This is a genomic window from Pedobacter psychrotolerans, from assembly GCF_004340665.1.
Lineage (GTDB): Bacteria > Bacteroidota > Bacteroidia > Sphingobacteriales > Sphingobacteriaceae > Pedobacter > Pedobacter psychrotolerans.
Genome location: NZ_SLWO01000006.1, coordinates 131,136 through 144,727 on the forward strand (window position 1 = coordinate 131,136; position 13,592 = coordinate 144,727).

Consider the following 13,592-nt stretch of genomic DNA (forward strand, 5'->3'; position numbering starts at 1 on the left):
CTTTCACAATTAACGCTTGTATAGAAAACTATACGGTTTATACCCAATTATTAATGTTAACGTAACATTTTTGTGCATTTATTTTTACATCCTAATCTTCTGATTCATTGATAATTGCCATATCTGATAAACTTTGGCAAGGTTTTTTCTTAGGAGTGACCAAACAGTAATATGGAAAATGCTGTTTAACAACTATAAAATAAAGAAATGAATACGAGAATTACTAAATCAGCAATGTTGATTGCATTATTGGGATTATCATCACAATTATTTGCACAAGAATCAACGCCAACTACATCAGGTAGATTTGGCAAACAATCATTAAGAACCTGGAGCGTTGGTGCTCAGGGTGGTATTTTTAGCCAAAACACTATTTTAGGTGGTGGAAGCGTTACCGCAAGAGAATTTAAAAGTATCGGTTACGGTGCTTTCGTTAAAAAACAAATCTTACCAGCTTTAGGCTTACAGGCAGACTTTTTACGTGGTGAAATGAAAACCATTGTAGCGCCAAACGTAGAACAGAAAAACAGCATCAACTGGGCTGGATCATTAACAGCAGTATTAAACATCGCTAACTTCAGCTTAAATACTGAAAACGCTGTATTAATTCCTTATATCAAAGCGGGTGCTGGTTACATGGCATCTGATTCTCAGGTTGGAACTACACAAGTTTTTGCAGATAGAGAAGGTTGGTATATCCCTACTGGAGTTGGATTTAAATTTGGTGTGTCAAAAGGAATTAATATTGATTTAGGTTACGATATCAATTTTATCAAATCATCACCAACTGTTAAAAGTGCTTACAACGAAAGTAGATACTCTTACTCTCACGTAGGTTTAGAATTTGCTTTAGGTAACAAAGAAAATTCACAGTTGCAAAACTATAGCGCTATTGCGGATCTTCGCAAACAAAGTGCTGAAGAAAGTGCTGAGTTAAGAAGAGCATTATCTACTGCTGAGCAAAATGCACAACGTGATAGAGATCAATATGCTAAAGATATGGCTGATGATGATAATGATGGTGTAGCGAACAAATTTGACAAATGTCCTGGTACTGGAGCAGCAACTGTTGTTGATGGTTCTGGTTGCCCAATCAAAGTTCAACGTGAAATTATCAGAGAAACTAAAGTAATCACTGAAGAAGATCGTAAAGTAGTTAAAGATGCAATTTCTAACTTAGAATTTGATTTAGGTAAATCTACTATTCGTTCTAAATCATATGCAAGCTTAAACAGAGTTGCGGGTTTATTGGTAGATAAAAACTTTAGCTTAAAATTAGCTGGTCACACAGATAACACTGGTGGTAGAGAATTAAACTTACGTTTATCTAAAGAAAGAGCAGAATCTGTAAAAGCTTATTTAGTATCTCAAGGTGCTAATGCTTCTAGAATCGAAGCTACTGGTTACGGTCCTGATCAACCAATTTCTTCTAACAAAACTGCGACTGGTCGTCAAGAAAACCGTCGTGTAGAATTTACATTATACTAGTCAATAGTAAAATGAAATAGAAAAGCCCCGATGAAAATCGGGGCTTTTTACATTTAATAACTTTTCATTATTGCAAGATTGACAGGAAGTAATCTTTACATTATAGATTTGCAATGGCTATTGGTAATTAAGATAATCCTTTTTTGTTTTTGTAGGTCATTTTAGCTTTCGTACCAGCGCTATAATTGTAGTTTTTTAAATTGCTTGCTTTCTTTTCATGAAAAGCAGCACCTCGTTCAGACTGATCTTCATCATCATCCCCTTTCTTTTTCTTAGGTTTAGCTGTAGGATCAACAATTTTTAAATCTTCTGGTAATTCCATTGCCTCCATCCGTTGACCAATAGCCTGCTCAATCTTTTTTACCTCAATTAATTCAATATCCGTTGAGAAGGTAATGGCTACTACCTCTTCGTCTTCATGCTTAATGATCCGCTGAATTAAGGTCTCTTTTTGTTCTGGTAATTCAAAATGGATAATAAAAGGAATCCCTTGGATGTCCAGTTCGTCGAGATTTTCATTAGCAACAATTAGCACCCTTGAATTTGGATTGGATTTGAAATCCTCAATATCATCATAACCTTTATCATCGAAAAATAATGATCGGTAAATAGTATACTCCTCATCATTGGAATGATTGAAGTTTTTATAAACTGTTTGTGCTGTCAATCGTGTATTAACGAACACCACAACTTTATCAAAAAATTCAGTGTCATTCATTAATAAGGTTAACAAATTTAGTTTAGTTCTAAAATTTGGAACCTGATATAACATTTGTTGATAAACTTCAGCTTGTTTTTCACCAATCTCATCAACTTCAATAGTTGTTGTTGAATCTTTCATAAATGGTGAAATCATAAGATTTAATTTCTCATGCATCACTTCAGTAAAAACAACATGCTGAGATTTATAAGCGCTATTTGCCAATTCCACAACAGGTAATTGCAAGCCCTTTTTAACAATTAATTCTGCATTATCAACGATGAACAATTGAATTTTATTGGTATTAAGTGCAAGTTTAAGGTATAAAGCTCGTGCCCTATCTGGAACAGCCACGATGATATCACAACCATCTGTAATTTCATTCATTTGAGTATCAACCGCACCACGGCTGTCTATTCCTAAAATTCTGAAAGTTTTATTTCTATTTAGTAACTTAAATTGCTCAAGCACATGATCAACATGTTCCACATCAGGAACCAGGATTAAAGCTCTTGGAGCTTCTTCAAAAGCATATTTCAACTTCATTAAGGTGGCTAAAACATAAGTTGTTGTTTTACCCGATCCTTCTGGCCCTACCGCTATAACATCCTGTCCACCTAAAATTCTCGACATGGTTTTGAGTTGGATTTCTTTTGGTGTTAAAAATCCTGCATCAGTCATGGCTGCAACCAGTGGCTTGCTTAGTTTTAATTTATCTAATGACACGCTTATTTTTTTATGTTTGAAAATGCAAATATCCTCAAAATAATTAGCTTTTCAGAAACTGAATTTAAGGCTTCGAATGATAAACAACTAAATCTTCATAAACCTCAGTATTTAATCGCAGTATTTCAATGGCTTATGATCAATTTTCTATCTCATTTTAAACTATTTAATAGGACTATTATGCTTTTTGGCGATACAATTAAAATTTAATTAACTATAAATCAATAAATTAAATTAAACATAACAAAATAAACTATATAATCTATAGATATTATAGAGTAATTTATATATTTGCTTAACATTAATCATTAACTAAATAAGCGTTAAACAATTAAAAGCTCAAATGATGTCTGTATATTTTCAGTACCCTACCATAGCCGAATATCCAAACTCGATTGAGATTGTAACTTCTGAAGTTAAGGATCAGAAAAAAATAAAAGATGAAGATACTTTGAGTCAAGAACAAATGAAGGAGCTGAATGATTTTTTAATGCTTAAACCAGTTTAATGCATACGGCCAGTTGACCGATTGGAAGGTTGGGGTTTCATAAATTCTTACATAATGGTTCGAATCCATTACTAGGCCGCTAAGTGTGTCTCATAGCACTTAAACCTGATGATGCTCATCAGGGAAGATTTGGTTATCTTATATTTGTTTTGTTGTTAGCAAAGGCTATTCGCGATGGATAGCCTTAACTTTTAAAAAGATATGAGAAGCATTTCTCCATTATTATCTTTCATGCAAAGATTAATAATCCCTAATTAATCATTAAAAGTCTAAAATATTTTATAATGCAAAACATTTTATTTTATTCTTGGTTATCTATATAATTCACATTATACTAATCTATTACAGATTAATTTGTTTGGTTTAAAAAAGGGATTTATGGATATAAATCCCTTTTCTTTTTTGCGAATTTTTTTTAAAGCTTATATTAGTTGCTTGTAATCCAATTTTTTAAACTTTGATGAACAGAAAACACTTCCTTTCTTCATTCATTGCAGCAGCAACGGCATTTCCTTCATTTAAAACACTGGCTAGTGTTGCAGATAATGAAAGTTTATCATTTAAGATCCCTACATTTTTAATGAAAGGAGATACCATCGGAATTACCAGTCCTGCAGGATACATTACAATGAAACAGATTCAACCATCCATATTGCAGATGCAAAGCTGGGGTTTTAACATCAAAGTGGGCGAAACTATTGGAAAACGAGATTTTACTTATGGTGGAACGGATGAAGAAAGGTTAGCCGATTTTCAGAAAATGCTCGATGATCCTAATATTAAAGCCATTATGTGTGCCCGTGGAGGATATGGTTTTGTGCGGATTATCGATCAGTTAGATTTTACCCATTTTATACGGAATCCCAAATGGATTATAGGCTTTAGCGATATCACCATTTTACATTGCCACCTGGCGAAAAATTATGGCATTGCTTCTATCCATTCTAAGATGTGCAATAGCTTTCCGGAAGATTGGTTAAAAGCTGAGCCAATTCAAATAGAAACTATTTTATCTATAAAAAGTGCGCTTACTGGCCAAGCCCTAACCTACTCGGCTCCTTCTAATTTAAATAACAGGTTAGGTAAAGTAAATGGGATTTTAATTGGCGGAAATTTAAGTATCATAGAAACACTTGCTGGAACTCATTCCGATTTAGATACCAAAGATAAAATCCTTTTTATTGAAGATACAGGAGAATATCTTTATAGCATTGATCGAATGCTTTGGAACCTGAAGAGAAGCGGCAAATTGAAAAATTTAAAAGCACTGATTATTGGTGGCTTTAAAGTTAAACCTGATGATGCAGGTGAAGAGTTTGGTAAAACGGTATACGATATTGTTTTAGAAAAAGTTGCAGCATACAACTACCCTATTGCTTTTGATTTTCCGGTTGGCCATCAGAGAAATAATTATGCGTTAAAGTGTGGAGTGAAACATATTTTGGATGTGAGTGCAACTGGTTCGATATTGAGAACAATTTAATTTCTATAGAATTTAACATGTAAGGAATATTATAACATTTAAGCTTATATGGTTCTTATATGTCTCATATGGTGAGCCAGTGTTAATGCAACTGATTCCAATGTTTCGAACATTTAATTTCTACAGTTTTTAACATATAAGGAATATAAGGACATTGAAGCTTAAGTGTTTCTTATATGTCTCATATGGTGAGCCGGTGTTACTGCAACTGATTCCAATGTTTCGAACATTTAATTTCTACAGTTTTTAACATATAAGGAATATAAGAACATTGAAGCTCATGTGGTTCTTATATTCTCATATTATTCACATGTTTCTATAAAAAACTACATGTTCTCAAACTCGAGATATCAAGGTTATCTCAAAGTTTATACCTTTCATCTCAACATTTTTACCATTCGTCTCAAATCGGAAATTGATATGATATGCGGATATATTTTTGTGTTCAACAGTTCAGAAAAAGACACAAAATTTATTCGCCATGAGCAAATACATTAAATATTTTATCATCATTTTACTAGCTGTCCCAAGCCTGATAAAGGCACAGGAAGTTCCGAAAGTATGGGATTTAAAAATGGCTATCGATTATGCTAAAGAAAAAAATATCAGCATCAACACTTTAAAACTCAGTTCTCAAACTGCGGAGCAAAATTTAATCGCATCTAAATCTGCAGTGCTTCCAAACCTTACCGGTAATGTTTCACAAGCCTTAACGAATTATAAATCGGGTTTACAAAACACGAGCGGCTTTGGTTTAAGCTCCGACCTGACTTTGTACAATGGAAGTTATTTAAAGAATGATATCAAAGCAAAAGAGCTGAATTTACAAACGGCAAATCTATCTGTCGAGGCAGCCAAAAATGACATCACCATTTCCATCACTCAGGCCTATTTAAATATTTTATTGGCGAGAGAAAATATCACTTATCTGAAAGATTTGCTTAGCACAAGTGAAGCTCAGGTAAAACAATCAGAACAGCAATTTAAATTCGGAACAATCGCTAAAAAAGACCTTTTGCAATTGCAGGCTACCTATGCCAACGATAAATATACTTTAGTTACCGCTCAAAATACCTTACAGCAAAATATTTTAACGCTAAAACAATTGCTGCAAATACCAACGGTGGAAGCCTTTGAAGTAAGCACTACAGATACTGTTCAAACACCGCAGGTATTAGATAATTTAGCTTCTGCTCAGGACAAAGCCATACGGACTCGCCCAGAAATAAAAAGTGGAGAATTGAATATTCAGCTTCAGGGTGTAGAGCTTCAAAAAGCAAAATCTACCCTTAGGCCAAGCTTAAGTTTAGGTGGTTCACTCTATACAGGTTATAGTAATAATACACCGGGAAGCTATACTTATCAATTGAATAATAGTTTTTACCAAAATCTTGGGTTAACCTTATCCATCCCGATTTTTGACAGGCGTGTCACAAAGACTAATGTGGCAAAGGCTAACATCAATATTGAACAGGCACGATTATCACTTTTAGACACCAAAACCACACTTACTCAAAACGTTGAACGGGCATACATTAATGTGCAAAATGCCAATAGCCAATATGCAGCTGCGCAAGAGCAATTTACTTACACAAGCGAAGCCTTAAGGATTTCGAATGCAGCATTGAAAGAGGGCACAAATAATATTGTGGAGAACCTGCAACAGAAGAATTTATATGTGCAGGCTTTACAGGCTTTTGTTCAGGCGAAATATACCGCAAACCTATACACTAAAATCTATAATTTTTATACAGGCGTTCCTATAACCAACTAATCATCGAATTGGCTTTAGCCACATCAATTTAATATTCATATCATGAAGAAGAAAACCATATTTATTATCATTGGCATAGCAGTAGCAGCATTTGCAATTTGGTACTTTGCTTTGCGAAAAAAAGAACAGTTGATTGTTCTCGAAACTGAAAAACCAACCACAGGTTACATTTCTGAAAATGTAACGGCAACAGGAAAAGTTCAACCGGTTGATACGGTTGCTGTAGGTACTCAGGTATCGGGCACAATCAAAACTTTATATGCAGATTTTAATTCGAAAGTTAAAAAGGGCCAATTATTGGCTGAGTTAGACAAAACCTTATTTGAGGCATCCGTAAATCAATATCAAGCGAATTTAGTGAGTGCGCAAAGTGCTTTGATTTATCAGCAGGGAAATTTTAGCAGGCAGCAAAATCTGTATAAAGTGGGTGCGGTTAGTAAAGCCGACTACGACAATGCTCTATACACTTATAACGCATCTAAAGCCTCGGTAAATAGCATTAAAGCGCAATTGGCTACAGCAGAGAAAAACCTTTCATTGGCAAGTATCTACTCTCCTATTGATGGCACTGTACTTTCCAGAAGCGTGAGTGAAGGTACAACTGTTGCAGCAAGCTTTAGTACACCAACCATCTTTAGCATCGCGAAAGATTTAACAAAAATGCAGGTGGAAGCATCTGTAGATGAGGCTGATGTAGGTAATATTACTAAAGATGAACGTGCTACTTTTACGGTTGACGCTTATTTAGATGATACATTTAAAGGAACCATTCAGGAAATCCGGTTAAGCCCGTCAATTTCATCAAATGTGGTTACCTATAAAACGATTATAAAAACGGGAAATGATGACAATAAGTTGAAACCGGGCATGACCGCTAACATTACCATCTTCACGAAAGAAGTAAATAATGCCTTACTTATTCCGGTCAAAGCAATTAAGTATACTCCAGATTCTACGTTAAACGCAAAGTATAAAATGACATGGATAAATCCTGGAAAAAAACCGGCAGGCGTAAATGAAGCTTATGTATGGGTTCAGAAACAGCCAGATGAATTGATTCAGAAAAAAATTAAAACTGGAATTAATGACAATACACATGTTGAAGTTATTGAAGGATTGTCAGCAAATGATGTTGTTATTACAGGTTCGCAAATGATGGGTAAAGCAGCAGGAAGTCAAAGCCAATCGAGTCCTTTTATGCCAAAACGCCCAAGCGGAAATAAAAAGAACTAATGGAACAGAAAATATTAGACATCCGTGATTTGAAACGTGAGTTTGTCATGGGCGACCAAACCGTTCGGGCATTGAAAGGAATTACATTCGATATCAAGGCAGGAGAGTTTGTGACGATTATGGGAAGTAGTGGCTCAGGTAAAACCACCTTGCTAAATATTTTAGGCTGCCTGGATAAACCAACGGAAGGCAGTTACCACCTTGACGGCGTTGATGTTAAAAGTTTAGACAGAGATGAGTTGGCTGGCTTAAGAAATACTAAAATTGGTTTCGTATTTCAAGCCTATAATCTGCTTCCCCGAACATCTGCACTGGAAAATGTTGAATTGCCCTTATTTTATAATAAAACCATTTCAGCAGATGAACGGCATAAAAGAGCAATAAAATCACTGGAGTCGGTGAAGCTTGCAGAGCGTTCTGATCATACCCCTAGTCAGCTTTCTGGCGGGCAGCAACAACGTGTAGCCATTGCAAGAGCATTAGTAAATCATCCCGTCATGATTTTAGCAGATGAGGCGACAGGAAACCTGGACACCAGAACATCATATGAAATTATGGCGCTGATGCAGGAATTAAATGCTGAAGGAAAAACAATAGTCTTTGTTACCCACGAACCAGATATTGCATCTTTTAGTACCAGAACAATTATGCTTAGGGACGGGAAAATTCAAAAAGACAGTATAAATACCAATCAACGTTCGGCGAAAGAGGCATTAGCCAATTTGCCAGAATCTGATGATTATTAAATAGAAAATCATGGCCATTTTAAATTTATTAAGGATAGCTTTTTTAGCCCTGCAAAGAAATAAGCTTCGTGCTTTCTTAACCATGCTGGGGATCATTATCGGCGTTGCATCTGTGATCGCAATGATGGCCATTGGTGAGGGCTCGAAACAAAGTATCAGGTCTTCTCTTTCTGGGATGGGTTCCAATATGATCACCATCATGCCACAAAGTAATGAGCCTGGCGGTGTTCGTTTACAAGGAAGCAGCATCCAGACCTTAAAAATGGAAGATATTACCGCCATCAAAAAACTGCAATCAGAAAATATCAATGGTTTATCTCCGGTAGTATCTACCAGTGGACAGGCCATTAAAGGAGCTTATAACTGGCCAACAACCATTACCGGTGTGAGTACAGATTATTTGAACATCCGTCAGTTAAAACTGAAAGACGGCATTCTCTTCTCTGAAAGAGATGTAAAAAGTTTTGCGAAAGTTTGTGTTCTTGGTCAAACAGTTATCGATAATTTATTTCCAGATGGTAGTAATCCAATCGGTCAGATTATCCGTTTCAAAAGCATTCCATTTCAGGTTATTGGCGTTTTAGAAGCCAAAGGCCAGAGCAATTTCGGACAGGACCAGGATGATATTGTGCTGGCACCATACACTACTGTTCAAAAACGGATTACAGCAACCAATTATTTGCAAAGCATTTATGCCTCAGCAACTACAGAAGCCAGTAGTGATGCCGCAACAGTTGAAATAACCAAGGCAATAAGAGAAAGCCATAGGTTAACAGCTGCAGAAAGTGATGATTTTCAGGTACGTACCCAGGCAGAATTAATTAATACCATCAGTGCAACAAGCAGTATGTTAACCGTTTTATTAACTGTAATAGCAGGTATATCGCTTTTTATAGGTGGGATTGGAATTATGAATATCATGTATGTGTCTGTTACTGAGCGTACCAGGGAAATTGGTCTGCGGATGTCAATTGGTGCCCGTGGGCAGGATGTGCTAATGCAATTTTTGATCGAAGCAATACTGATCAGTATTACTGGTGGAGTGATCGGTGTGGTTTTAGGTATTGCTTCAGCCTACCTCGTTTCATTTCTGCTGAACTGGCCAATCATGATCTCTGAATCATCAATCATCATTTCTTTTATTGTTTGTGCCATTACCGGTATTTTCTTTGGCTATTATCCGGCTAAAAAAGCTTCAAATTTAGATCCTATTGATGCATTAAGATACGAGTAGAAATAAGTATTGGGCAACTGAAGCGCAGCAGAATTAAGAAATCTTTGAAATTAATTAACTTACATTCAAAGATTTCTCTACTTCGGTAGAAATGACGGCTTATTGTAGATTATAGCCTTGGCATTAGGAAATTAGCACTCAAAAAAGATAAAGTAAAATGTGCTTGTCGTTATTTCGACTGTAGCGCAGCGGAATGGAGAAATCTTTAAACCCTTACAATATCAAAGGTTTCTATATTGACTGAAATGACGATTAGTTGAAAGTTTTTATTCTATCGCGTTCAATTATAATTTATTTCAGTCATCATTATAAAATGATACTTATATAAATAGCGAAGCAGTCTTGAATGCCTATAAAAATATTCGCATGAAAAATTCAGCATACCATCAATAAAACATAATAAATAATAACTTAGCGATGAAGAGCGTAAAACAGCAGATAATGACGATTAATTTCTCAAATAAGTGGGTTAAAGCTACATTGCATATTTTGGTTTGGGCTGTTTTAGTTACGCTGCCGTATATCATGAATATAGACCGAGGTCGCCCTCCCCGATCATTAACCAATTATGAGGAAACTCAATTTTTACGACTCAATTTTTTAAGTTATTTTTATTGGATAGCTGTTTTTTATCTCAATAGTAAAGTTCTAATTCCATCCTTTTTTTATCAAAAAAAATACCTTTTATATTCTCTATCTTTTTTCGCTTGTTTGCTATTGGCGATTACTGTTCATGCAGTAATGTTTACAAGTTTACTACCTGACCTGAATTTTAATCTGGGTAGAACACTTTGGTTTAATACGCCAACATTTCTGCTTACCATTGCAGCAAGTACAGCCTTTACAATGATTTCGGATAGAATTAGTGAAGAAAAAAGAGTTTTACAACGTGAACAGGAAAATATGAGGACTGAACTTTCTTTCCTCCGGTCGCAAATTAGTCCACATTTTATTTTTAATGTATTGAATAATATTGTGGCATTGGTTCGCTTGAAAAGCAATGAATTAGAACCTACGGTGATGAAACTTTCAGGTTTAATGCAATACATGCTGTATGAAACGGATGAGGAAAAAGTCTCTATAAAAACGGAAACCGAATATTTACAGGCTTATATTGATTTGCAGAAACAACGTTTTGGCAAAAAAGTAAATATTGAAACGCACATTCAAATTGAAAATGAATTTGATGAGATAGAACCTATGTTGCTGATTCCTTTTATTGAAAATGCCTTTAAACATGGCGTCGGAATGATTGAAAATCCTCAAATTTTCGTGGATTTGAAAACAGAAGATGGAAAACTAACTTTCAGTGTCAGAAATAAATTTAATCCTGAAGAAAATGAAGTTAAAGATGAAGCTTCAGGTATTGGCCTGGTTAATGTGAGCAGAAGATTAAATCTAATTTATGGCGATAATCATCAACTTATAATTGATAAAAACGGCAACTGGTTCAATGTAAGTTTGACTTTAAAATTAACGATATGATCAGATGTTTAGCCATTGATGACGAACCCTTAGCTTTGCAATTATTGGCAGATAACATCAGCCGGATTCCCTTTTTAGAACTGGTGGCAAGTTGCGATGATGCTTTTGCAGCTAATAAAATGATGCAGGAACAGTCGATCGATTTAATTTTTATTGATATCCAGATGCCCGGAATTACAGGGCTTCAATTTATCCAGAGCCTGGTTAAAAAACCAATGGTGATCATCGTAACTGCTTATAAACAATACGCATTGGATGGTTTTGCACTGGATGTGGTTGATTACCTGATGAAACCAGTATCACTTGAACGTTTTATGAAGGCTTGTAATAAGGCCCAGGATTTATATGAATTGAAGCAATCGGCAACACAACCAAGTTTGCCAAAACAAGATTACTTCTTTGTAAATGTTGGCTACAGTCTCGTGAAGATTAACTTTTCTGAAATCACTTATATTGAAGGATTAAAAGACTATGTTCAGATTCATACTGCTACAAGTCCGAAAGCTGCAATAGTGCGAACAAGTATGAAAGCAATAGAAGAGGCTTTGCCTACGGATTTTGAAAGGATTCATAAATCGTTTATTGTAAATACAAAAAAAATAACCGCTATCCGTAAAAATGCTGTTTTTATAGCCGATAAGGAATTGCCAGTAAGTGAAAGCTACAAAGATGTGATTGAAAAATTAATTAAATAATTTGTGTTTTTGAATACAAATTTAAGTTATGACTTATAAGGCAGGTCTAGGCAAATTAATAGAAAAGATAGAATGATTTTATCAGATTGATGATGATATAATAATCGTTACGATCATCTCTGCTTTAGGTCATTACGGCGATAAGTAATTCTACACAGTTTTCACTTCGTCTTCTTCGTAATCCTCAATATCTGTGATATAATGATTAATCAGTAAGAAATCAAATAAAGGTTTTGCCTCTGGCGTAACGGGCATATTAGCCGTTGTCACCACTTCATTTGTATTCTTATCTAAATAAGGATAAGCAAATAATCGAACATTCGTATTGAACATATCATTTACATAACTCAATAATTGACCTGAATAGTTCTCGCCTTTGAAATTGGTAGAGTTAAACACAAATTTCAGGTTGTTAATGTTTGTGGCCAATCCAACACTTTTAGGTTTACATCGGGCTAAATATTTCGCCAAGCGATTATGACGGGTAAAGTTAGATACAATCACAATATTCCCTGTATCACACATTTCCTGAGCACGCTTAGCTACAGATTCCAGGTCAATATCATCAGGCGTTTCCTGTTCATCAGTTAAAACATTGGTCAACAATACCTCTATCATTACTGCAAGATTTCCGTCTTCTACCTCGTTTGTACGCTTAAACTGATCAGTGGCTTTATTGAATAAACTGAAGTTCGGTAATGATTTCTGACCATATTTAGTTCTTAAAATCATGATGTCTTTCTTATACAACAAATCCTTCGCCTGACGAGGGTGTGCATCAGCATCAAAAATGGCAGCAGCAGAAAAATCTTTCATAATCATATACAGATTAAGCAAGATGTTATCTACTCCAGGAAAAGCAGGACCTTTTACGGAAATCAAATCAATTTCTACTGAGCCTATAGTGAGGTTATCTGCTAAAGATTCAACCATTAACTTCGGATCCTGATAATGATAAAAAGCAGCATAAAGTAAATTCACACCGATAATTCCCAATACCCGCTGTTGCATATTTACATCTGTGTCCAACAGGCGAACGTGAAAAAATATTTCATTTGGTAAACCTCCAGGTTCATTTTGGAACCTAATGCCCACCCAACCATGAGGCTCATTAGTCCGTTTGTAGTTAAGTGTAGTTACTGTATCAGCAAAAGCAAAGAAAGTTCTGCTCTCGTATTTCTCACCAGATAACCGCTCATTTAGCAAACCAAATTCATGGTCGAGCATTTGTAAAAGCCTGTTCTGGGAAACGTAGCGTCCGTTTGATTCTGCACCGTAAATAGCATCGCTAAAAGTCATGTCATATGCCGACATGGTTTTGGCTACTGTTCCAGAGGCAGCACCGGCATTAAAAAAGTTTCGGGAAACTTCCTGTCCGGCTCCGATCTCGGCGAAGGTGCCATAAATTCTAGGGTCAAGGTTTATTTTTAGCGCTTTACGTTTGGTATCCAGAATTTCTCTTGCCATGGCGCAAAAGTACGAAAATGGTTCATTAGTTCAATTGTAAATTAGTTTCATTC

The 13,592-nt window shown here is 35.4% G+C and carries 11 protein-coding genes; 9 read left to right on the forward strand and 2 right to left on the reverse strand.

Annotation, left to right across the window (positions count from 1 at the left end):
• Positions 1 to 207 precede the first annotated feature (207 nt).
• A complete protein-coding gene (locus EV200_RS15890; RefSeq protein ID WP_132534383.1) occupies positions 208 to 1,488 on the forward strand; it encodes an OmpA family protein in 1,281 nt (426 codons plus the stop codon).
• Between the two features lie 127 nt (positions 1,489 to 1,615).
• On the opposite strand, the gene EV200_RS15895 is transcribed toward EV200_RS15890, so the two are convergent.
• Complete coding sequence (locus EV200_RS15895; RefSeq protein ID WP_132534385.1) at positions 1,616 to 2,914, reverse strand: DEAD/DEAH box helicase; 1,299 nt, start codon at positions 2,912 to 2,914, stop codon at positions 1,616 to 1,618.
• Between the two features lie 346 nt (positions 2,915 to 3,260).
• On the opposite strand from EV200_RS15895, the gene EV200_RS21795 reads away from it, so the two are divergent.
• From EV200_RS21795 to EV200_RS15930, 8 genes are all read left to right on the forward strand, one after another.
• A complete protein-coding gene (locus tag EV200_RS21795; protein WP_208864558.1) occupies positions 3,261 to 3,422 on the forward strand; it encodes a hypothetical protein in 162 nt (53 codons plus the stop codon).
• A 460-nt stretch (positions 3,423 to 3,882) separates the two neighbouring features.
• A complete protein-coding gene (locus tag EV200_RS15900) occupies positions 3,883 to 4,905 on the forward strand; it encodes a S66 peptidase family protein (RefSeq protein WP_132534387.1) in 1,023 nt (340 codons plus the stop codon).
• A gap of 481 nt (positions 4,906 to 5,386) precedes the next feature.
• Positions 5,387 to 6,679, forward strand: coding sequence for a TolC family protein (locus EV200_RS15905; RefSeq protein ID WP_132534389.1), 1,293 nt, complete (start codon positions 5,387 to 5,389; stop codon positions 6,677 to 6,679).
• Positions 6,680 to 6,721: 42 nt separating this feature from the next.
• On the forward strand, positions 6,722 to 7,912 hold the full coding sequence (locus tag EV200_RS15910) for an efflux RND transporter periplasmic adaptor subunit (protein WP_132534391.1): 1,191 nt from the start codon (positions 6,722 to 6,724) through the stop codon (positions 7,910 to 7,912).
• The gene (locus EV200_RS15915) at positions 7,912 to 8,658 is read left to right on the forward strand and encodes an ABC transporter ATP-binding protein (protein ID WP_132534393.1); all 747 of its coding nucleotides are present in this window, start codon (positions 7,912 to 7,914) and stop codon (positions 8,656 to 8,658) included. The genes EV200_RS15910 and EV200_RS15915 overlap by 1 nt, the downstream gene beginning before the upstream one ends.
• 10 nt (positions 8,659 to 8,668) lie before the next feature.
• Entirely contained in the window at positions 8,669 to 9,892 is a 1,224-nt protein-coding gene (locus EV200_RS15920) for an ABC transporter permease (protein WP_132534395.1), read from the forward strand.
• Positions 9,893 to 10,333: 441 nt separating this feature from the next.
• The gene (locus tag EV200_RS15925; RefSeq protein WP_165877948.1) at positions 10,334 to 11,377 is read left to right on the forward strand and encodes a sensor histidine kinase; all 1,044 of its coding nucleotides are present in this window, start codon (positions 10,334 to 10,336) and stop codon (positions 11,375 to 11,377) included.
• The gene (locus tag EV200_RS15930) at positions 11,374 to 12,072 is read left to right on the forward strand and encodes a LytR/AlgR family response regulator transcription factor (RefSeq protein ID WP_132534399.1); all 699 of its coding nucleotides are present in this window, start codon (positions 11,374 to 11,376) and stop codon (positions 12,070 to 12,072) included. Before EV200_RS15925 ends, EV200_RS15930 begins: the two co-directional genes overlap by 4 nt.
• A gap of 150 nt (positions 12,073 to 12,222) precedes the next feature.
• Here EV200_RS15930 and EV200_RS15935 read toward each other — a convergent pair whose 3' ends face one another.
• On the reverse strand, positions 12,223 to 13,539 hold the full coding sequence (locus tag EV200_RS15935) for a nicotinamide mononucleotide adenylyltransferase (RefSeq protein WP_132534401.1): 1,317 nt from the start codon (positions 13,537 to 13,539) through the stop codon (positions 12,223 to 12,225).
• Positions 13,540 to 13,592 lie beyond the last annotated feature (53 nt).

Coding starts and splice junctions, on each gene's coding strand:
- EV200_RS15890 (WP_132534383.1), top strand. CDS start 208: ATGAATACGAGAATTACTAAATCAGCAATGTTGATTGCATTATTGGGA.
- EV200_RS15920 (WP_132534395.1), top strand. CDS start 8,669: ATGGCCATTTTAAATTTATTAAGGATAGCTTTTTTAGCCCTGCAAAGA.
- EV200_RS15900 (WP_132534387.1), top strand. CDS start 3,883: ATGAACAGAAAACACTTCCTTTCTTCATTCATTGCAGCAGCAACGGCA.
- EV200_RS15935 (WP_132534401.1), bottom strand. CDS start 13,539: ATGGCAAGAGAAATTCTGGATACCAAACGTAAAGCGCTAAAAATAAAC.
- EV200_RS15905 (WP_132534389.1), top strand. CDS start 5,387: ATGAGCAAATACATTAAATATTTTATCATCATTTTACTAGCTGTCCCA.
- EV200_RS15930 (WP_132534399.1), top strand. CDS start 11,374: ATGATCAGATGTTTAGCCATTGATGACGAACCCTTAGCTTTGCAATTA.
- EV200_RS21795 (WP_208864558.1), top strand. CDS start 3,261: ATGTCTGTATATTTTCAGTACCCTACCATAGCCGAATATCCAAACTCG.
- EV200_RS15925 (WP_165877948.1), top strand. CDS start 10,334: ATGACGATTAATTTCTCAAATAAGTGGGTTAAAGCTACATTGCATATT.
- EV200_RS15915 (WP_132534393.1), top strand. CDS start 7,912: ATGGAACAGAAAATATTAGACATCCGTGATTTGAAACGTGAGTTTGTC.
- EV200_RS15910 (WP_132534391.1), top strand. CDS start 6,722: ATGAAGAAGAAAACCATATTTATTATCATTGGCATAGCAGTAGCAGCA.